Source organism: Streptomyces sp. NPDC088246 (genome assembly GCF_044741025.1).
In the GTDB taxonomy this organism is placed as follows: domain Bacteria; phylum Actinomycetota; class Actinomycetes; order Streptomycetales; family Streptomycetaceae; genus Streptomyces.
In genome coordinates, this window is sequence record NZ_JBIURV010000017.1 from 91,670 (window position 1) to 112,614 (window position 20,945).

The 20,945-nt window shown below is 70.2% G+C and carries 15 protein-coding genes, 1 tRNA gene and 1 pseudogene; 5 read left to right on the forward strand and 12 right to left on the reverse strand.

Annotated elements, in window-relative coordinates; genetic code table 11:
* Positions 1–6 precede the first annotated feature (6 nt).
* The 3 genes from ACIPEK_RS23565 to ACIPEK_RS23575 all read left to right on the forward strand — a co-directional run bounded on the left by ACIPEK_RS23565 (position 7) and on the right by ACIPEK_RS23575 (position 4,643).
* On the forward strand, positions 7–1,212 hold the full coding sequence (locus tag ACIPEK_RS23565) for a cytochrome P450 (RefSeq protein WP_401999273.1): 1,206 nt from the start codon (positions 7–9) through the stop codon (positions 1,210–1,212).
* Positions 1,213–1,697: 485 nt separating this feature from the next.
* Positions 1,698–2,753: a type III polyketide synthase gene (locus ACIPEK_RS23570; protein ID WP_401999276.1), complete on the forward strand. Its 1,056-nt coding sequence runs from the start codon at positions 1,698–1,700 to the stop codon at positions 2,751–2,753.
* Positions 2,754–2,948: 195 nt separating this feature from the next.
* Positions 2,949–4,643 (forward strand): bifunctional 3'-5' exonuclease/DNA polymerase, encoded by a 1,695-nt coding sequence (locus ACIPEK_RS23575; RefSeq protein WP_401999279.1) that lies wholly within the window; start codon positions 2,949–2,951, stop codon positions 4,641–4,643.
* A 15-nt stretch (positions 4,644–4,658) separates the two neighbouring features.
* Here the strand turns inward: ACIPEK_RS23575 and ACIPEK_RS23580 are convergent, their stop codons facing one another.
* Both ACIPEK_RS23580 and ACIPEK_RS23585 read right to left on the reverse strand, forming a co-directional pair.
* Positions 4,659–4,904: a hypothetical protein gene (locus ACIPEK_RS23580; protein ID WP_401999282.1), complete on the reverse strand. Its 246-nt coding sequence runs from the start codon at positions 4,902–4,904 to the stop codon at positions 4,659–4,661.
* 123 nt (positions 4,905–5,027) lie between these two features.
* Positions 5,028–5,586, reverse strand: a pseudogene (locus ACIPEK_RS23585) (carbohydrate-binding protein); the annotation flags it as partial.
* Here ACIPEK_RS23585 and ACIPEK_RS23590 point away from each other — a divergent pair.
* Together ACIPEK_RS23590 and ACIPEK_RS23595 are read left to right on the forward strand one after the other, a co-directional pair.
* Positions 5,546–5,773, forward strand: coding sequence for a DUF2804 domain-containing protein (locus tag ACIPEK_RS23590; protein ID WP_401999285.1), 228 nt, complete (start codon positions 5,546–5,548; stop codon positions 5,771–5,773). The pseudogene ACIPEK_RS23585 and the gene ACIPEK_RS23590 overlap by 41 nt on opposite strands.
* A gap of 38 nt (positions 5,774–5,811) precedes the next feature.
* Entirely contained in the window at positions 5,812–6,492 is a 681-nt protein-coding gene (locus ACIPEK_RS23595) for a phosphotransferase (RefSeq protein WP_401999288.1), read from the forward strand.
* A 32-nt stretch (positions 6,493–6,524) separates the two neighbouring features.
* Here the strand turns inward: ACIPEK_RS23595 and ACIPEK_RS23600 are convergent, their stop codons facing one another.
* From ACIPEK_RS23600 to ACIPEK_RS23645, 10 genes are all read right to left on the reverse strand, one after another.
* On the reverse strand, positions 6,525–6,650 hold the full coding sequence (locus ACIPEK_RS23600; protein WP_401999291.1) for a hypothetical protein: 126 nt from the start codon (positions 6,648–6,650) through the stop codon (positions 6,525–6,527).
* Between the two features lie 183 nt (positions 6,651–6,833).
* Positions 6,834–7,988 carry a glutathione-independent formaldehyde dehydrogenase gene (locus ACIPEK_RS23605; protein WP_401999294.1) on the reverse strand — a complete coding sequence of 385 codons (1,155 nt, stop codon included), beginning with the start codon at positions 7,986–7,988 and terminating at the stop codon, positions 6,834–6,836.
* A gap of 369 nt (positions 7,989–8,357) precedes the next feature.
* A tRNA-Thr gene (locus ACIPEK_RS23610) sits at positions 8,358–8,431 on the reverse strand.
* Positions 8,432–8,550: 119 nt separating this feature from the next.
* The gene (locus tag ACIPEK_RS23615; RefSeq protein ID WP_401999297.1) at positions 8,551–10,077 is read right to left on the reverse strand and encodes an alpha/beta hydrolase; all 1,527 of its coding nucleotides are present in this window, start codon (positions 10,075–10,077) and stop codon (positions 8,551–8,553) included.
* 93 nt (positions 10,078–10,170) lie between these two features.
* Entirely contained in the window at positions 10,171–11,376 is a 1,206-nt protein-coding gene (locus tag ACIPEK_RS23620; RefSeq protein ID WP_401999300.1) for a DNA polymerase III subunit delta', read from the reverse strand.
* Between the two features lie 171 nt (positions 11,377–11,547).
* Positions 11,548–14,721: a dTMP kinase gene (gene tmk / locus ACIPEK_RS23625; protein WP_401999303.1), complete on the reverse strand. Its 3,174-nt coding sequence runs from the start codon at positions 14,719–14,721 to the stop codon at positions 11,548–11,550.
* A 241-nt stretch (positions 14,722–14,962) separates the two neighbouring features.
* A complete protein-coding gene (gene topA / locus ACIPEK_RS23630) occupies positions 14,963–17,818 on the reverse strand; it encodes a type I DNA topoisomerase (protein ID WP_401999306.1) in 2,856 nt (951 codons plus the stop codon).
* A 330-nt stretch (positions 17,819–18,148) separates the two neighbouring features.
* Positions 18,149–18,346 carry a hypothetical protein gene (locus ACIPEK_RS23635; protein ID WP_401999309.1) on the reverse strand — a complete coding sequence of 66 codons (198 nt, stop codon included), beginning with the start codon at positions 18,344–18,346 and terminating at the stop codon, positions 18,149–18,151.
* Between the two features lie 370 nt (positions 18,347–18,716).
* Positions 18,717–20,231, reverse strand: a complete 1,515-nt coding sequence (locus tag ACIPEK_RS23640) for a methyltransferase (RefSeq protein WP_401999312.1) — start codon at positions 20,229–20,231, stop codon at positions 18,717–18,719.
* A gap of 92 nt (positions 20,232–20,323) precedes the next feature.
* The gene (locus tag ACIPEK_RS23645) at positions 20,324–20,941 is read right to left on the reverse strand and encodes a small secreted protein (protein WP_401999315.1); all 618 of its coding nucleotides are present in this window, start codon (positions 20,939–20,941) and stop codon (positions 20,324–20,326) included.
* Positions 20,942–20,945 lie beyond the last annotated feature (4 nt).

Genomic DNA, 20,945 nt, shown 5'->3' on the forward strand with positions numbered 1-20,945 from the left:
CTCCGTATGGAACCAGTCGCCGGCGCACGGCACTGCCCGTTCGACTATGCCGAGGCCCTCGAATTCGACCCGGTGCTCAGGCACTTGATGACCGAAGAACCCGTCTCCCGCATCCGGCTGCCGCACGGCGACGGCGAGGCATGGCTCGTCACCGGCTATGACGACGTGCGCACGGTGACCACCGACCGGCGCTTCAGCCGGAGCGCCATCATCGGCCGGAACTTCCCGCGCATGACCCCCGAGCCGATCGTTCAGGACGAAGCGATCAACGTGATGGACCCGCCGGGCAGCAGCCGCCTGCGCAGCCTGATCTCCAAGGGCTTCGCGCCTCGTCACATGGAGCGCATGAAGGTGCGTACCCAGCATGTCGTGGACGAGCTGCTGGACCGGATGGAGGAGCACGGAGCCCCCGCCGATCTCTTCGAGCATCTGGCGGCCCCGCTGCCCCTGACCACCATCTGCGAGGTCCTCGACATTCCCGACGCCGACCGCGCTCAACTGCGTGCCCATGCCCGGACCATGATGGACACCACCGTCGAGAACAAGGACGCCGCGGTACGCGCCAAGGCCGATCTCCGCGCCTACTTCCAGAAGCTGACGGCCGAGCGGCGCGCGGACCCCGGCGACGACCTGATCAGCGCGCTGGCCACGGCTCGCGACGGGGACGAGATCCTCAACGACCAGGAACTGACCGTGATGGCCATGGTGCTGCTCATCACGGGCCAGGACACCACCACGTACGAGATCGGCAACATCGCCTACACGCTGCTCACCAGGCCGGCCGAGCTCGCCATGCTGCGCGAGCGCCCCGGCATGCTCCCGCAGGCCATGGAGGAACTGCTCCGCTTCATCCCGTTCCGCAAGGGCGTCGGCATCCCCCGGGTCGCCTTGGAGGACGTGGAGCTGAGCGGGGTGCTGATCCGGGAAGGGGACATCGTGCACGTCTCCTATCTGACGGCCAACCGCGACCCCCGGAAGTTCGACCGGCCCGACGAGCTGGATCTGGAGCGCGAGAATCCGTCCCACATGACGTTCGGCTGGGGCGGACACCACTGTCTCGGCGCGCCGCTCGCCGCCACGGAGCTCCAGGTCGCCATCGGAACCCTGCTGGAGCGCTTCCCCGCTCTGAAGCTGGCGACGCCGGCCGAGGAAGTGCGCTGGAACAAGACCTCGATCTGGCGCTATCCCCTCGAACTGCCTGTCACCTGGTGACAGGGGAGGTCCGGCAACGCACCGGGCCTCTGTGCACGGACAGTGATGCTCATTGATGATGCGTCGCACCAGGGCGCCCGGCAACCCGGAACAATCCCGGGGCACCGGGCGCCTCGCATTGCCCTGCTGCGCACCGGGCGCCTCGCTTTGCCCTGCTGCGCACCGGGCGCCTCACTGTGTCCTGCTGCGCGCTGTGCGTCGGCTCGACATGCGGCTCCGATCCGCCTGCCGTAACGTGATCCCGACGGCCACCCACCCAAGCCGTGGCGGATCAGTATCCGCCCATGAACGGCTAGAACTCAGTCTTCGACGGTCGGCCCGTCCGCGCCCGTATCAGGGGTACCGAACCCGGCGCAGGAATCCACCAAAGTTCTGCGCGCGCAACCGCGCGTGCGGAGCCGTGGTGGCCACTCCCGCGTCGGCGGACACCCCGTAACCGTTCCGGGCCCGGCGGTGTGGACCAAAAGTCCGCTAGGAGGAGTTCCATGGCGGTTCTCTGCAAGCCGGCAATCGAGGTTCCCGAGTATGTCATCACCAACGAGGAAACCCTGGAGCTGGCCCAACGGTTGCACGGCGACCATCCGCAGATCGACCTGGTCCTTCGTCTGATCGAACATACCGGGGTGCAGAAACGGCACCTGATCCAACCGATCGAGAAGGTGCTGCAGCACCCGGGCTTCGACGCCCGCAGCATCACCTACGAGCAGCAGACCAAGGCCAGGGTACCGGCGGTGGTACGCCGGGCACTCGATCAGGCCGGACTGGAGCCGCGGCAGATCGACTTGATCGTGTACGTCTCCTGCACCGGCTTCATGATGCCTCCGCCGACCGCGTGGCTCATCGGCAAGATGGGCTTCCGTCCGGAGACGCGACAGCTGCCGATCGCCCAACTCGGCTGCGCAGCGGGCGGCGCAGCCGTCAACCGGGCCCACGACTTCTGCACGGCGTACCCCGACGCCAATGTGCTGATCGTCGCCTGCGAGTTCTGCTCGCTGTGCTACCAGCCCACCGATCTGGGTGTCGGATCCCTGCTGTCCAACGGCCTGTTCGGCGACGGCATAGCCGCTGTCGTGGTCCGCGGCAGCGGTGGCACCGGAGTCCGACTGGAAAGCAACGGCTCGTACATCATCCCGGACACCGAGGACTGGATCTCCTACGCGGTCCGGTCCACCGGATTCCACTTCCAGCTCGACAAGCGTGTGCCAGGAACCATGGAGCCCCTCGCCCCGGCCCTGAACGCCGTCGCGGAGGAGCACCAGTGGAACGCCGGGAAGATGGACTTCTACATCATCCACGCGGGCGGCCCGCGCATCCTCGACGACCTGAGCCGCTTCCTCGACGTGCCGCCGGAAGCGTTCCGCTTCAGCCGCGCCACGCTCACCGAGTACGGCAACATAGCCAGCGCGGTGGTGCTCGACGCCCTTGGCCGCATGTTCGACGAGGCTTCGGTCCTTGACGGCCACCGCGGCCTCATGGCGGGCTTCGGCCCCGGCATCACCGCCGAGATCTCCCTGGGCACCTGGACGACGGACTCCGATTAGGTTTCGGCCCGTCCGGCGCTTGTGGCTCCGGCCCCTCCAGCCCGTCCGGCGTTCGAGGACCGGGGTCCTGGGCAGAGCCCTCGGTTTCGGGAAAGGGCGGGGGTGGGGTGAAACCCCGCACAGCGGCCCACCCCACCCCGCGCCCCCGCCCCACGCCCCACGCCCCTGTCAGTGCCGGGTGCCAGACTCGACAACATGACCGAACGTTGGGCTCTGGCCACCACGGAGACCGGCGGCGCCCTCCTCGCCCCGCTGGACTCCACCGGCCTGCCCACCGCCCCGGTCCTGACCGAACCCGACCTCGTGGAGGCGGTCCGCTCCCGGCCTGATGTCACACGCTGGGTCTGGCGGTCCACCGCCGAGATCTACCCGCGTCTGCTCGCCGCCGGCGTCCCCGTGGCCCGTTGTTACGACATCGAGGTCGCCGAATCCCTCCTCCTCGCCCACGAGGGCCGTCTCGGCGAACCCCGTTCCGCAGCCGCCGCCCACGCCCGCCTGCGTAACGCCCCCGTACCCCCCGATCCTCCGCCCCGCTCCGCCGAGCCCGGCTCACAGTCCTCCCTCTTCGAACCGCAGTCCGGCACGGACCTGCCCTTCGACGACCTGCTCCAGGTGTACGCCGACCAGCTCCGCCGCCACGACGCCACCGCACACCCGGGCAGGATGCGCCTGCTGACGGCCGCCGAATCGGCCGGCATGCTGGTCGCCGCCGAGATGAACCGGTCAGGCCTCCCCTGGCGCGCCGACGTGCACCGGGACGTGCTCCACGAACTGCTCGGCGAGCGTTACGCGGGCGGCGGCGAGCCCCGCAGGCTGGCCGAGCTGGCCGACGAGGTGTCGGCCGCCTTCGGCAGACGGGTCCGCCCCGACCTGCCCGCCGACGTGGTGAAGGCGTTCGCACAGGCCGGCATCAAGGTGAAGTCCACCCGGCGCTGGGAGCTGGAGGAGCTGGACCATCCGGCGGTGGAACCCCTCATCCAGTACAAGAAGCTGTACCGGATCTGGACGGCGCACGGCTGGGGCTGGCTCCAGGACTGGGTGCGCGACGGCCGTTTCCGCCCCGAGTACCAGCCGGGCGGCACGGTCAGCGGCCGCTGGACGACCAACGGCGGAGGAGCGCTGCAGATCCCCAAGGTGATACGGCAGGCGGTCGTCGCCGACGAGGGCTGGCGCCTCGTCGTCGCGGACGCCGACCAGATGGAGCCCAGAGTGCTGGCTGCGATCTCCCGCGATCGCGGTCTGATGGAGGTGGCGGGCCATGACGGCGATCTCTATACGTCGCTTTCGGACCGGGCCTTCCACGGCGACCGGGACCACGCCAAGCTCGCCCTGCTGGGCGCGATCTACGGCCAGACCTCGGGCGACGGCCTGAAAAACCTGGCAGCCCTGCGCCGCAGATTTCCGCTGGCCGTGGCCTACGTCGACGATGCGGCAAAAGCCGGCGAGGAAGGACGTCTCGTACGGACGTGGCTGGGCCGGACCAGTCCACCCGCGGCCGGGAGCGAGGAGAACGACGAGGCCGGCATCCCGCAGGAGAACACGGAACAGCCCTCCGCCGAGGGTGAATTCACCCCTGGTTACGCATCGTCGAACGCTCGCGCGCGGGGCCGCTTCACCCGTAACTTCGTGGTGCAGGGCAGCGCGGCGGACTGGGCGCTGCTGCTCCTGGCCGCCCTGCGCCGGTCGCTCGGCTCCGCCTGTCTCCGGGCCGAGTTGGTCTTCTTCCAGCATGACGAAGTGATCGTGCACTGTCCACAGGAGGAGGCAGAGGCGGTCGTGGAGGCGATCCGGGCGGCCGGCGACCTGGCCGGGCGGACCGCCTTCGGGGATACGCCGGTGCGTTTTCCGTTCACGACGGCGGTGGTGGAGCGCTACTCGGACGCGAAGTAGCCCGCCACCTGCGGATCACCCGCCAGGGCCGGGCGTACCGGGCCCCCCCGGCCCTCCGCTCCCCCGCTGTTCGCCCGAACCCCCCGGGGCAGGTCCCGGAGCAGGTCGTGCGTCCGGTCCGTCGTCGAACCCGGCCAGCCCGTGATCGTAGTGCGCGGGACGCAGATGCTGATGCCGATGCCTGGCATTGAGCATGTGGATGACGAACGCTGCGATCGCGATCATCGCGAGGACGACCACGACGGTGACCAGGGTGTCCATGCCGTACCGGCCCCCTTCGATGCGCAGGCCGACAAAGGCGGCTCACCGGGAGCCGTACACATCCAGGCTACTCCGCAGACCGGTACCCGCCCCCGGACAGCGGCCCCACCGCGTGCGCCGTACCTACCCGCGTTCCCGCAGCGCGGGGACGTTCGGCGACTCCCAGCCGATCATGGCCGAGTGCGCCGGCAGACAGCGGTACGTGACCCCGCCGTACGTGACCCGGTCTCCCGCGTTGCAGAACGCTCCGGCCGCCCGGTCGGAGCCGCCCGGGTCGGTCGGCGGGTCCCTCGGGTCAGTGGGCGGGTCCGTCGGAGTGCCGCTGGTGACCAGGGTGAGCCCGTACGCCTGGAGCGCCGGGTTCACCGGCTGGAAGTACGTCGTACCCGCCCTGGGAGCAGTTGCCGGAGCCGCCGGAGGTGACGCCCTGCGCCTGGCTGCCGGAGATGAACGAACCGCCGGAGTCGCCCGGTTCGGCGCACACATTGGTGCGGGTGACCCCGGAGACGGCGCCCTCCCGGTAGGTGACGCCGGTGTTGCGCTGCCGGACCGTTCCGCCGTGACCGGCGCCGACGAGACCGGACTGGCTGCTGCCGCGCTTCACGGGGAAGAAGCCGATGGAGCAGCGCCCCGAGCCGTTCATGCAGTACGCGTCACCGCCCGGCCGGTCCGCGGACGACCGGCCCCTGGTGGACCTCACCTTCACCCCCTTCCACAACCGCTCCACCCGCACCGGCGCCGGCCTGATCGCCAACCGCACCGGCCAATGCTTCGGCCACTGCACCGGCCGCATCCGGGACGACAAGGGCCGCGAGATCGCCGTGGACCGGCTCCTCGGCTGGGCCGAGGACGTCCATATGCGCTGGTGATCTCCCCGTGCCGCCGCCCGCACCCATAAGTTCGTCCCATGCGAATAGGTGAGCTGCTGGGTGCCGGACGATCCGCCGATGTGTACGCGCTCGACGAGAAGTGGGTCCTGCGCCGCTACCGCGACGGCATGGACACCACCCACGAGTGGACGGTCATGTCCTACCTCAGCGCCCACGGCTACCCGGTCCCCCGCCTCGGCCCCCGCAACGCCGAGGCGGCGCCCGGCGAACTGGTGTTGCAGCGCCTGACCGGCCCGACGATGCTGCAGTCCCTGCTGTCCGGCGATCTCTCTGCGGCCGAGGCCGGCACCATGCTGGCCGGTCTCCTCGCCGAACTGCACAGCGTCCCCGCCCGGCTCTCCCCGCACCCCGAGGACCGGATCCTCCACCTCGACCTGCACCCGGACAATGTGATGCTGACGGACCGGGGCCCGGTGGTGATCGACTGGAGCAACACCAGGGAGGGCGTACCGGCCGCGGACCGGGCCATGTCGACCCTGATCCTCGCCCAGGTCGCGGTCGACGCCCGTGCCCCCGCGTCGGCGGGCGCCCGCGCCCTGCTGGATGCCCTGTTGCCGCACTTCTCCGCCTCCGGCGGCATCTCCCACCGCCACCTCGCCGAAGCCGCCTCGCACCGCGCGGCCAACCCGACGATGACCCCGCACGAGGTGGCCCTCATCGGCCGGGCGACGTCACTGATCACCGAGTTGACGGACTGAGCACCGGACCGCCGACCGGCCCACCGACCCGTTCACCGCCCCGCCGACTGGGCCGGCAGTGTGTAGATGTGCTGCGGGGTCACGACGCGGGTGACCACCTCACCGAAGAGGGTGCTCGGTTCGGAGCCCTGGTGATCGGTGTCCGTGTTGAGGTGCACAACCAGCGTCCTCGGTCCTGTCGCTCGCCGTCCGGTCGGTGTATCCGTGGGCGTGCGGGGCCGGGAACTCCGCTCCCCGCGGCAGGAACGTGTGATTCAACAGAACAGAACCCGGGACCCAAACCCCCGAAGCCCTCCACAAGAAACGTGGGCCCGGCCCCCGAGCGGGCGACCCAGCCGGATTCAGCCCATGCCGCCGGGGTGGAGGACGACCTTGGTCCAGCCGTCGTCCCGGTTGTCGAAGTGCTCGTAGCCCCGCGCCGCTTCCGAGAGCGGAAGCTCGTGGGAGACGATCCACGACGGCTTGGCCTTGCCCTGCTGGATGAGGTTGCACAGCTGGCGGTTGTAGGCCTTGACGTTGGCCTGGCCGGTACCCATCGACTGGCCCTTGAACCAGTACATGCCGTAATCGAAGGCGATCTCTCCTTCGTCCTTGTAGAGCTTGTCCGGGCTGCCGGGGTCATGAGGGAGAAAGACGCCGACCACGCCGATGGTGCCGGTGAACTTCACCGACTGCACCAGATTGTTCAGCGTCAGGTTCGGCTGCTCGTGCCCCTGGGCGTCATGTGCCTGGTAGCCCACACACTCACAACCGCGGTCCGCACCCAGCCCGTTGGTGTGCTCGTTGACCTGATCGATCGGTGAGCCCTTGGAGTCGTCGATGGGGATGGCGCCGATCTCCTCGGCCAGACGCAGCCGGTCCGGGTGACGGTCGACAACCATCACCTTGGCGGCGCTCTTGAGGTTCGCCGACAGGGCGGCCATCAGACCGACCGGCCCGGCACCATAGATGACGACGGTCTCGCCCGGCCGCACACCCGCGAGTTCGGTGCAGTGCCAGCCGGTCGGGAAGACATCGGACAGCATCACGTAGTCGGTCTGCTTCTCCCGCGCCTCTTCCGGCAGCACCAGGCAGTTGGAGTCCCCGTACGGAACCCGCAGGAACTCCGCCTGGCCGCCGTTGTACGGGCCCATTCCCGCGAAGCCGTACGCGGCGCCGGCCATCCTCGGATCCGTCGGCGTGGTCAGACAGAACGCCGTCAGCCCGTTGTCGCAGTTGCGGCAGAACCCGCAGCTGATGTTGAACGGCAAGCAGACCAGGTCTCCCACTCTCACCCGGTCCACGCCGTCACCGACCTCGATCACCTCACCCATGTTCTCGTGGCCCAGGACGCGCCCCGTCTCCATGTCGGTGCGCCCCTCGTACATGTGCAGGTCAGAACCGCAGATGTTCGTCGAGGTGATCCTCACCAGCACATCCGTCGGCCGTTCGATCCTCGCGTCCGGCACGTCCTTGACGCTCACCGAACGCGGTCCGTCGTACACCAGTGCCTTCATGGAATTGCCTCCGTATTCCGCATTCCCCGATCGCGCCCTCCGCGTCCACCGCGTTGAAAGGTCTGGCGAGGAAAACCGGCCACGCAAGGATGAAGGAAGGCATGCACTGCCGTCGGATCCCCGGAGTGCGGATCCGACGGAACTCCGGATCACTGGATCGTTGGATCACTGGATCCGCAAAAGCCGCGAGCCGCTGCTCCCGGTGGCCGTCCGACCGCTCCGGACATATCGGTCTCGGGCGGGGCTTGACGCCTCTTCCACCCTCCCACCGGGTCGCCGCATGTCAACCGGAGGCCCCGCGCTGCAGTAGTCGAACAAGCGCATAAGAAAAACCCCAGGTCACGGCGAGTGAGTCCTGGGGTTAATCCGAGCCGCCTTCGGGATTCGAACCCGAGACCTACGCATTACGAGTGCGTTGCTCTGGCCAACTGAGCTAAGGCGGCACGCCCTGTCGCACCATGGTGCGATCAGCAGCGTCGCCAAGTCTACACAGATTCCCAGGGTGCTCCGTACCAGCCCGGTTTTGGCCCGTTTTCGCAGGTCAGCGGCAGTCCGGATGCGATCAGGAGCACATCTTGCCCTCGGTCGGCGGGGTGCCGTCCAGGAGGTAGGTGTTGATCGCCGTGTCGATGCAGTCGCTGCCGCGGCCGTACGCCGTGTGGCCGTCGCCGCGGTAGGTGAGGAGGGTGCCGGAGGAGAGCTGGCCGGCCAGGGACTCGGCCCACTTGTACGGAGTGGCCGGGTCGCGGGTGGTGCCGACCACGAGGATCGGGGCGGCGCCCTTCGCCTCGATGCGGTGGGGGGTGCCGGTGGACCGGACCGGCCAGTGGGCGCAATTCAGGGCGGCCCAGGTGAAGGTCCTGCCGAAGACCGGGGATGCCTTCTCGAAGACGGTGAGTGCCTGGGCTGCGGCATCGGCGTCGGCGAAGGCGGGCGGCAGATCCAGGCAGTTCACGGCGGCGTTGGCGAACATCAGGTTCGCGTATGTGCCGTTCGGCTCGCGTTCGTAATAGCTGTCCGACAGGGAGAGCAGGCCGGAGCCGTCGCCCTTTTCGGCCCCGGTGAGGGCAACGCGGAGCTGGGGCCAGGCCGACTCGTCGTACATGGCGGCGATGACTCCCGTGGTGGCGAGGGATTCGGTGAGCTCGCGGGAGGCGCCGGTGGGGATCGGCCTGGCGTCGAGGCCGGCGAAGAGCTGCTTCAGGCGGGTGGCCGCGTCGGTGGCGGAGGTGGTGCCGAGCGGGCAGTCCGCCTTCTTCACGCAGTCGGCGGCGAAGGACTGGAACGCGGTCTCGAAGCCCGCGGTCTGGTCGCGGTTCGCGTCGACTGCGGGGAGCGACGGATCCATCGCGCCGTCCAGGACCAGGCGGCCGACCCGGGCGGGGAAGAGCTCGGCGTACGTCGCGCCGAGATAGGTGCCGTACGACGCCCCGACGTAGTGCAGCTTCTCGTCACCGAGCAGGGACCGCAACATGTCCATGTCGCGGGCCGCCTCGGCGGTGGAGACATGCGGGAGAATCTTGCCCGAGCGCTGCTCGCAGCCGCTGGCGAACTCTTTGTAGGCGTCGCTCAGCCTGCTGACCTCGGTGGCGTCGTCCGGGGTCTGGTCGACCTGGGTGTAGGCATCCATCTGCGAACCGGTGAGGCATTCGACGGGCTCGCTGCGGGCCACTCCGCGCGGGTCAATGGCGACCATGTCGTAACGGGCCCGGACCTGGGCGGGATATCCGATGGCCGCGTAACTCTGGAGATAGCCGACGGCCGAACCGCCGGGGCCGCCCGGATTCACCAGGAGGGAGCCGATCCGCTTGCCCGGCCCGGTGGCCTTCTTACGGGAGACGGCCAGCGCGATGTCGCCGCCGTCCGGCTTCGCGTAGTCCAGGGGCGCCTTCATCGTCGTGCACTGGAACCCCTCGACGCCGCAGTCCCGCCAGTTCAGCTGTTGTGCGTAATACGGCGCGAGCGCGGCGGGGACGGATGCGGCGGACGGCGAGGTGCTCGTCGAACTGCCACTGCTGCAGCCGGAGATGAGGAGGCCGGCAGTGCCGAGCGCGGTGCCGAGGATGCGGAGCGGGCGCCTGGTGTCCATCCCCGGAGCGTAGTCGCCGCGTGACGGTTCGCCCGCTTGTCTGCTCGTACGGGTGAAAAAGCAGTGATAAGCGGCGATAAGCGATGAGTGGGGTCAGCCCGCTCGGAGCGCCATCGTCATCGCCTCCACCGCGAGCAGCGGCGCCACATTGCGATCCAGCGCCCGGCGGCAGGCAATCACCGCCTCTATCCGGCGCAGGGTGCGCTCGGGCGTGGAGGAGCGGGCGATGCGGTCGAGGGCGTCCTGTGCGTCCGCGTTGGCGATGGCGATCCGCGAGCCCAGCTGGATGGCCAGTACGTCGCGGTAGAAGCCGGTCAGATCGGTGAGGGCGAGATCGAGGCTGTCGCGCTGGGTACGGGTCTTGCGGCGCTTCTGTCTGTCCTCCAGCTCCTTCATCACCCCCGCCGTGCCGCGCGGCATCCGCCCCCCGGCGGCAGCGCCGAGGGCGGCCTTCATCTCTTCCGTCTCCTTGGCGTCGACCTCCTCCGAGACCTGTTTGGCGTCATCGGTGGCGGTGTCGATCAGCTCCTGGGCGGCCTTGAGGCAGCCTCCGATGTCCTCAACCCGCAGCGGGAGCTTGAGCACGGCGGCGCGACGGGAGCGGGCCCTCTCGTCGGTGGCGAGGCGGCGGGCCCTGCCGATGTGGCCCTGGGTGGCACGGGCGGCGGACGCGGCCCGCTCCGGATCGATGCCGTCGCGCCGGATCAGGACATCGGCGACAGCGTCGACCGGGGGCGTGCGCAGCGTGAGGTGACGGCAGCGGGAACGGATGGTGGGCAGCACATCTTCGAGGGAGGGTGCGCAGAGCAGCCACACCGTGCGCGGCGCGGGCTCCTCGACGGCCTTCAGCAGGACGTTCCCCGCGCCTTCGGTGAGCCGGTCGGCGTCCTCCAGAACGATGACCTGCCAGCGGCCGACGGCCGGGGAGAGCTGGGCGCGGCGGACCAGCTCGCGGGTCTCCTTCACACCGATGGAGAGCAGATCGGTACGGACCACCTCTACGTCGGCGTGCGTACCGATGAGGCTGGTGTGACAGCCGTCGCAGAAGCCGCAGCCCGGTGCGCCGCCCAGGGCGCGGTCGGGGCTGGTGCACTGGAGGGCGGCGGCGAAGGCCCGGGCGGCGGTGGAACAGCCGGAGCCCGGCGGGCCGGTGAACAGCCAGGCGTGGGTCATCTTCGACCCCGGAGGCACCTGCTCCCCCGCGGAGTGGGCGGTGACCAGCGCATCGGCGTCCCGGGCGGCGGCGCCGAGCTGCTCCTGCACCCGGTCCTGACCGACCAGGTCGTCCCATACGGTCATGGGTCACCGCCCTTCCGGTGGTGTGCGGCTGCGCGGCTGCTCTGCGATGCGGCCGCACAGCTGTGATGTCACTGCTTGTCGATCCGGCTCCCATTGTGGGGGACGGGTCTGACAATCCCGGCAGCACCGCAGTCCGGCTGCCGGGCAGACCCGCCCGGCAGCCTCCGCGGATCAGCGGCGCGGGCGCCGTCCCCGGCCCGAGGGGCCTGAGTCCTCGTCGTCACGGTGGTCGCCCAGCAGCTCGTCCGCCAGCGTCGGAAGATCGTCCAGCGGTGTCTCCTCGGCCCAGTCGGGACGAGGGCGCCGGCCCCGGCGCTCCTGGTGTTCCTGACCGTCCCAGTGGTCCTGAACCGGCTGCGGAGCGACCGCATGCGGGTCGCCGATCTGCGGAAGCTCGCGCGTGCGCTCGTTCTCGCTCTCCCGGACGGAGTCCGCCGGGCGCTCGTCACGGAAGATGCCCCGCGGAACCCGGTCTGCCGGATTCGCGTCCCGGGCGTCACGAGCGGCCCGGGCGTCGCGTACGTCCTGTACCGGGGGAAGAACCGCCGTCTCGTCCGCGGCACCCGCCACGCCAGGGCGCTCGGACCGGTCATGGATCTTCGGAATCATTGCCGTCTCGGCCTCGTCGGAGGGCGAGGGCGGGGTGACCGGCGAAGGCACCGGCTGCGTCACATCGTTCGGGTTGACGATCGGTGTCGGCACCGTGATCTCGCTGTCCGGCACGGACGCCGCCGCAGCCGCCTCCGCCCGGGCTGCCTCCGCCGCCGCAGCCGCCTCGGTCTCGGCCTGCCGGCGGGCTTCCTCGGCCCGCAGCAACGCCTCTTCGGCCTTGCGCTGCTTCTCCAGCCGCCGCGCCTCGGCCTCCTTGCGCAGCCGGGCCTCCTCCTCGGCCTGCCTGCGCAGCCGGGCCTGCTCGGCCTCGCGGGCCGCTTCCTCGGCCGCCAGCCTGGTCCTCTCCTCCTCGGCCAGACGCCGGGCTTCCTCGGCCCGCTGCCGGGCCTCCTCCGCCTGGCGTTCGGCCTCGCGCTGGCGTGCCTCCTCCAGCTCGCGGCGCTTGCGCTCCTCCTCCTCGGCGCGGAGCTTGGCGAGCTGTTCCTGCCGCTCGCGCTCCAGCCGCTCCTCCTCGGCCTTGCGGGCCGCCTCTTCCTCGGCCTTGCGCCTGGCCTCTTCCTCGGCGGCCTTGCGCGCCTCCTCCTGGGCCTTGATCTCGGCCTCGGAGAGCGGGAGAAGCTGGTCGAGCCGGTGGCGTACGACCGTGGTGATCGATTCCGGATCCTGGCCCGCGTCCACCACCAGGTAGCGGGTCGGGTCGGCCGCGGCCAGCGTCAGGAAGCCGGACCGCACCCGGGCGTGGAACTCGGGCGGCTCGGACTCCAGCCGGTCGGGCGCCTCGGTGAACCGTTCGCGCGCGGTCTCCGGGTCGACGTCCAGCAACACCGTCAGATGCGGTACGAGTCCACTCGTCGCCCAGCGCGAGATCCGGGCGATCTCGGTCGGGGAGAGGTCACGGCCCGCGCCCTGGTAGGCAACGGACGAGTCGATGTAGCGGTCGGAGATGACGATCGCGCCCCGCTCCAGCGCCGGACGGACGACCGAGTCGACGTGCTCGGCGCGGTCGGCGGCGTACAGCAGTGCCTCGGCCCGGTTGGAGAGCCCGGCCGACGACACATCGAGCAGGATCGAGCGCAGCCGCTTGCCGACCGGGGTCGCACCCGGCTCGCGGGTGACGACGACCTCGTGGCCCTTGGCACGGATCCACTCGGCGAGCGCCTCGACCTGGGTGGACTTGCCGGCGCCGTCGCCGCCCTCCAGGACGAGGAAGAAGCCGGTCGCGGCGGGGGCGACGGCCGGGTCGCCGCCGCGCAGTGCCTCGCGCAGATCACGGCGCAGCGGCACTCCGGAGCGGTCGTCCGTCTTGGCGAGGACGATCACGGAGACGGGCAGCAGCAGTGCGCCGATCAGCATCAGCGCGAAGGCCGCCCCACCGTGGGCGAAGACGAAGCCCCCGGAGGTCAGCCGGTGCTCGCCGATCGCGGCGGCCAGCAGCGGGCCCGCGAGCGCGCCGAGCGCGATGAGGACCCGTACGACGGCCTGGAGGTGTTCGGTGGTCCTGGCCCGGCGGAACTCCTCGGTCTCCTGGTCGACCAGGACATGACCGGTGCCGGCCGCGACACCCGCCGCGTATCCGGCGAGCACCGCGATCATCAGCACGGTCGCCGTGTCCGGCACGAGTCCCATGGCAAGGAGTGCGATGCCCGTGACGGCGATGGCCAGCGCGAGCAGCCGGCGCCGTGACAGCGCGGGCAGCACCTTCCCCGCGGTTCGGATGCCGACACCCGTGGCTCCGGTCAGGCCGAGGATCAGCAGGGCGAAGGTGGCGGGGCCGCCGCCCAGGTCGACGGCGTGGAGTACGGCGACGGCGGCAGCGGCGGCAATGGCTCCGGCGACTGCGGCAGAGACGCCGACGATCAGCGGCACGGATCCGGTGCGGCCCTTGTCGGGTCCGCTGCCGGTCGACGGCCGGCGCAGGCCCTCCAGCGGCGAGCGCGGGCGGGGCGTCTGCGAACCGGGCAGTTCCAGGAAGTACAGGGTGGAGACCGAGGCCGAGAAGAGCCCGGCCGCGACGTACGAGCCGAGGGCCGCCTGGTGGAGTGAGAACCACTCAAGGCCCGAGCCCAGCAGGTTGCCGATGAGCGTGGCGATCAGCAGGACGGCCGCGGCGGCCGGAATGGCGGCGAAGTCGGTACGGATGGAGAGCCGGCGCAGTGCGCCGAGATGGTCGGGCAGCGGACGTACAGCGGCGCCTTCGGGGGGCGGGGCGGGCAGCAGCGCCGGGGCGGCACCGTCCTTCGCAACCGTCCACAGGCGTTCGGCTGCGCCGATGACGAAGACGGTGATGAGGATCATCATGAGCGCCTTGTCGGGCATCCAGTCGATCCACAGCGGTGCGACGACCAGCAGCGCGAGCCGCAGCCCGTCCGTCCCGATCATCAGCCACCGCCGGTCCAGCGGTCCTCCTGGCGCGGTGAGCGTCGTCAGCGGCCCCAGGAGTACGGCTCCGAAGAGCAGGGTGGCAAGGATCCGGGCACCGAACACCGCGGCGACGGCAAACGCCGCCCCTCGGTACCCGGCTCCGAATGAGCCCTCAAGGACCGCCGCTTGCAGCGACATCAGCACCAGCACGAGAAGGGCGAGTGCATCGCCGATACTGCCGACGAGCTGGGCGCTCCACAACCGCTTCAGCGGGGGAACACGCAACAGGGCTCGTACGGCACGCTCGCGTGAGTCTGCGGCAAGTGTGTCGGAGGTGGGGCTCACGACCGTTGGCTGCTCGGCTCGCGTCATCCGCCCAGCCTATCCGGAGCGGCGGGGTCCCCGGAGGCCCCGCCCGAACATATGGGCGTCCCGGGGGGTGAGCGTCTCCAGCACCGCCGGCGATTGAGAGGCATTCCCAGCCTCTCCGGTGCTTGAGGAGCGGGGTCCGGGGCAGAGCGCCGGTTCCGGGAAAGGGCGGGTAGGTGACCAGCCCCGCCGCAGGCGCCGGAGGAGCTGGAAAGCCCAGCCCCTCCGGCGATCGGTCGTACGGTCAGTCCTCCACGGACGCCGCAGTCGTCTTCTTCGCCGCAGTCGCCTTCTTCGCGGTCGTCGTCTTCTTCGCGGTCGTCTTCTTCGCCGCGGTCTTCTTGGCTGCCGCAGTCGTCTTCTTGGCCGCCGTCTTCTTCGCGGTCGCCTTCTTGGCCGGGGCCTTCTTGGCCGTCTTCTTCTTGGCGGGCCCCTTGGCACGCTTCTCGGCGAGCAGCTCGTAGCCGCGCTCCGGCGTGATGGTCTCGACGCTGTCGTCGGTCCGCAGCGTCGCGTTGGTCTCGCCGTCGGTGACGTACGCACCGAAGCGCCCGTCCTTGACCACGACCGGAGCCCCGCTCACCGGGTCGGTGCCCAGTTCCTTCAGCGGCGGCTTGGCGGCGGCGCGGCCGCGCTGTTTGGGCTGGGCGTAGATCGCGAGGGCCTCTTCGAGGGTGATGTCGAAGAGCTGTTCCTCGGAGGTCAGCGACCGCGAGTCCGTGCCCTTCTTCAGATACGGGCCGTAGCGGCCGTTCTGCGCGGTGATCTCGACGCCGTCGGTGTCCTCGCCGACGACACGCGGCAGCGACATCAGCCTGAGCGCGTCGGCCAGCGTCACCGTGTCCAGCGACATGGACTTGAAGAGCGAGGCCGTCCGCGGCTTGACCGCGTTCTTGCCGGTCTTCGGGGTGCCCTCGGGCAGCACCTCGGTGACATACGGGCCGTAACGCCCGTCCTTGGCGATGATCTGGTGCCCGGTGACCGGGTCCGCACCGAGCTCGAAGTCGCCGCTCGGCTTGGCCAGCAGCTCCTCCGCGTACTCGACGGACAGCTCGTCGGGCGCCAGGTCCTCCGGCACGTCCGCGCGCTGGTGCCCCTCGGAGTCCTTCTCGCCGCGCTCGATGTACGGGCCGTACCGGCCGACCCGGAGCTTGATGTCGTTGCCGACGGCGAAGGAGGAGATCTCGCGCGCGTCGATCGCGCCGAGGTCGGTGACGAGCTCCTTCAGACCGCCGAGGTGGTCGCCGTCGCCGTTGCCCGCGTCGGAGGCCGCCCCCGCTCCGGCGGTGTCGCCGGCGCCCGCACCGAAGTAGAAGCGCTTCAGCCACGGCACGGACTGGGCCTCGCCGCGCGCGATGCGGTCGAGGTCGTCCTCCATCTTCGCGGTGAAGTCGTAGTCGACGAGCCGGCCGAAGTGCTTCTCCAGCAGGTTGACCACGGCGAAGGAGAGGAAGGACGGGACGAGCGCGGTGCCCTTCTTGAAGACGTAGCCGCGGTCGAGGATGGTGCCGATGATCGAGGCATACGTCGACGGGCGGCCGATCTCGCGCTCTTCGAGCTCCTTGACCAGCGAGGCCTCGGTGTAGCGGGCCGGCGGCTTGGTGGCGTGGCCGTCGACCGAGATCTCCTCGGCGGACAGCGCATCACCCTCGGTGACCTGCGGGAGGCGCCGCTCACGGTCGTCGAGCTCGGCGTTCGGGTCGTCGGCGCCTTCGACGTACGCCTTCATGAAGCCGTGGAAGGTGATCGTCTTGCCGGACGCGGAGAACTCGGCGTCCCGGCCGTCGCTCGCCCGGCCGCCGATCTTGACGGTGACGGAGTTACCGACCGCGTCCTTCATCTGGGAGGCGACGGTCCGCTTCCAGATCAGCTCGTAGAGCCGGAACTGGTCGCCGGTGAGGCCGGTCTCGGCAGGGGTGCGGAAGCGGTCGCCGGAGGGGCGGATCGCCTCGTGCGCCTCCTGCGCGTTCTTGACCTTCCCGGCGTACGTGCGCGGCTTCTCCGGCAGGTAGTCGGCGCCGTACAGCTGCGTGACCTGGGCCCGGGCCGCGGAGACCGCCGTGTCCGAGAGGGTGGTGGAGTCCGTACGCATATAGGTGATGAAGCCGTTCTCGTACAGCTTCTGCGCGACCTGCATGGTGGCCTTGGCCCCGAAGCCCAGCTTCCGGCTCGCCTCCTGCTGGAGGGTCGTCGTGCGGAACGGGGCGTACGGGGAACGACGGTACGGCTTCGACTCGACCGACCGTACGGCGAACGTGGCCTCGGCGAGCGCGGCGGCCAGGGCGCGGGCGTTCGTCTCGTCCAGGTGCAGCACCTGACCGGAGCCGGACTTCAGCCGCCCGTCCGGACCGAAGTCACGGCCCTGGGCGATGCGGCGGCCGTCGACCGCGCTGAGGCGGGCGGTGAGGGTCGACGGGTCTGAGGCGTCACCGGTGCGGCCGGTGGCGAAGGTGCCGGTCAGGTCCCAGTACTCGGCGGAACGGAAGGCGATGCGCTCGCGCTCCCGCTCGACGACGAGACGGGTCGCCACGGACTGGACGCGGCCGGCCGACAGGCGCGGCATGACCTTCTTCCACAGGACCGGCGAGACCTCGTAGCCGTAGAGACGGTCGAGGATTCGGCGGGTCTCCTGGGCGTCGACCATGCGCTGGTTGAGCTCGCGCGGGTTGGCGACGGCCTCCCGGATCGCGTCCTTGGTGATCTCGTGGAAGACCATCCGGTGAACCGGGACCTTGGGCTTCAGAACTTCCTGCAGGTGCCACGCGATGGCTTCGCCCTCGCGGTCCTCATCGGTGGCGAGGAAGAGTTCGTCGGACTCGGCCAGCAGCTGCTTGAGCTTCCTGACCTGCGCTTTCTTGTCCGCGTTGACGACATAGACGGGCTGGAAGTCATGCTCGACGTCGACGCCGAGCCGACGGACCTCGCCGGTGTACTCGTCCGGCACCTCTGCGGCGCCGTTCGGCAGGTCGCGGATGTGCCCGACGCTCGCCTCGACGACGTATCCGGGGCCGAGGTAGCCCTTGATCGTCTTCGCCTTGGCAGGCGACTCGACGATGACGAGTCGGCGGCCGCCCTGTGCGGTCTCGCTGGTCGGGGACAACTTCGCTCTTCTCTCCGGTCGACACTCAGTGGGCATCCGGGCAGCGCGATGACGCTGCCGACGGTGCTGTCGCTGCGGAGTGTGACGGTACAACCCGCCCCCGTGTCAAACGGCAAAAGCCCGCAACGGCCACTCGAACGGTAACCCGACTTCCGCCATTCCTGCCGCCCGGACTGCCCGGTCCGCCGCGCACACGGCCGCTGCCTGCGGGTTTCTGGTTGCTGTGGCGGCGCTGCCGGCACCGGCGGTGAGAGGCGGACGGTCCGGGCGTGTTCCCTGCCACTGGCCGCCGTGACCTGCGGTTCCCGGCCCGGTCCGGCGGGGAGTGGATCAGATGCGGGTGAAGCTCCACACACCGAGGACGAGAAAAAGTACGCCGAACACAGTGGCGAGAGCCGCGGAGGCGACGGGGCTCACACCGTGCGCCACCGGCGCGCGGTGCAGCACGCGCGCCCCCGTCCACAGCAGCAGCGCGGCGCCGAACAGTGCGAATGCTGTTCCGGCGAAGACCGCAGGTCCGCTCTCCATGTCCGTACGCCTCCCTGTCCCTGCTCGGCCGGGGCCCGTGCCATCCGGTCAGGGGGAGGGTGCCATCCCAGGGCGTCGTGCACGCGAACCCCCGGTGAATGGCCGGATTCGCACATCCCGGAAGCGCGAGGCCGAGGCCCCGGGGCAACACCGGTCCGCCGGCCAACCGGAATCCACGGCCTCTGCGGCCCCAGCCAGGCGGTGAGCATGAAGACGCTGATGGTGAGCCCGTTCATTACATACGGCAGCACGTGCCCGGGCCGGAACGGAGCCCGGTGCCGGAGACAGCCGCGGTGGCAGAAGTCGGCAGCCGCCCCACCCCGGGACCAGGGCCGGCGCTGGAGCTGGGGCTGGCACCAGAGCAACGCCATCAGCCCGCCGACGGCACCGGCTCCAGGAAGCCCTCCTCCACCAGTAGTCGGATCGCCTGCGGGGTGCGGTCGCGCAGCAGCACGGGGTCCTCGTTCATCAACTGGGCGATCGCGTCCAGGATCCGGCCCGCGGGCAGCGTTCCGTCGCACACGCCCGCGAAGCCCGCGCCGACGGCGTCGACCTTCGTTGCACGCCGCATCCCGCGGTTCTGACGGAGCACCACATGCTCGGGGTCCTCCGCGCCCGGCAGTCCGACCTGCTCCTGCACGACCTCGGCGGCGAGTGCGAAATGGCCGGCCAGGAGCGCCGCGTCGTCCTGTTCGCGCAGGTAGTCCTGGCGGGCGAAGTGGGCCTGGACGGCCGGCCCGAGCGGCTGCTCCACCGCATGCGGCCACTCCTCGATCACGACGGACGGGTTCCCGGCGGCAGCCGGGGCGGACTTCCGCAGGGTGATCCAGCCGAAGCCGACGCCCTTGGTCTTGCGGGCCTCGAACTCGTCCAGCCAGGCGTCGTACCGTGCGGCGTACTCTGCTGGGTCCGTGCGGTGGTCGCCGCTGTCGCGCAGCCACAGCTCCGCGTACTGCGTGACGTCCTGGACCTCGCGCTGCACGATCCAGGCGTCGCAGCCGCGAGGCACCCAGGAACTCAGCCGGTTCTGCCACTCCTCGCCCTCGACGTGCTGCCAGTTGGCGAGGAAGTGGGCATATCCGCCTTCGTTCAACCGGTCGCCCGACTGCTGCACCAGAGTCCGGCACAGATCGTCGCCGCCCATGCCGCCGTCGCGGTAGGTGAGGCGGGCACCGGGCGAGATGACGAACGGCGGGTTGGAGACGATCAGGTCATACGTCTCGGTTCCGACCGGCTCGTACAGGGAACCCTGGCGCAGCTCGGCCGGGGCAGCGCCGGACAGGGCGAGCGTCAGTCGGGTGAAGTCCAGCGCACGCGGGTTGAGGTCGGTGGCCGTGACCCGGGTGGCGTGCTGCGAGGCGTGCAGCGCCTGGATGCCGGAGCCCGTACCGACATCGAGCGCGGAGGCGACAGGCGTACGGACGGTGATCCCGGCGAGCGTGGTGGACGCCCCGCCGACTCCGAGGACCACGCCCTCCTCGCGGGAACCGATGCCGCCCGCGCCGCCGACCGCGCAGCCCAGGTCGGAGACGATGTACCAGTCCTGCCCCTCGGGCCCGCTGTACGGGCGTACGTCGACCGTGGCCCGCACCTCGTCGCCGGTCCGGGTCACCCAGCCGTCCTCGATGCACTGGGCCAGTGGGAGCGCGGCGCGGGCCCGCTCGTACGGGACGGAGTACTGGAGCAGGAAGAGCCGCACCAGTATTTCGAGGGGGGAGTCTCCCCTGGTGGCACGCAGCGCCGGAACCGTCTCGCTGCGGGCGAGCGCGGCATAGGCCGGCGCACCGAGCAGGTCGAGGAGTCCGTCGGCGGTGAAGGCGGCGGCAAGCAGGGCTTCGCGGAGCCGGGGCGAACGGTCGGGCGCGGGAAGACTGGTCGTACTCACCCACCCATTGTGGCCGTTACCGCTGACAACGGCAGCGGCCCGGCGCCCACCGTGGCCGCCGGGCCGTCCGTACAACCCCTGCTTCCGTTCGGTTACGGCTTCTTGCTGGGAGAGGCGGACGGGGAGGCCGCCTTCGAGGAAGCGGTGTTCGGCGGCACCGAGGCCGTCGGCTTCTGGCAGCCCTTCTGCTTCGCCATGGCGGTGCCGACCTCGCCGGACTGGAGCCTCTTCAGCGCCTCGTCACCACTGGTGCCGATCTTGTTCAGCTCGTCCGCGATGCCCTTGAGACCGTCGGCGAACTTCGCCTGGTCCTTCGTATTGAGGGCGTCGACCTTCGTCTGCAGGTTCGCGTACGCCACGGAGGAGGCGTTGAGCTCCTTCACAGCCTCCTTCTGCGTGGTCTCGCCGCCGTCGACCGGCGGCGCGCCCGCCGAATCGACAGCCGCGCCCAGCGCCTTGTACGCCTGCGAGATCTGCTGGAAGGCGGCCGAGTCGGTCTTCTGGACGTCGGCGGGCTTGCTGTTGTCGGCGGTCTGCTGCTGGATGGCGGCGTTGGCGTTCGCGATCTTCTGCAGTTGGGGCTGGACCTGGTCGCATACCTTCTTGGCCCAGGCGTTCACCTTCTCGCTGTTGTCGTCGCTGCTGCAGCCCGACAGCGTAAGTACCAGTACCGCACCGCCGGACAGCGCGGCCGCAAGCTTCTTGTTCACCGGA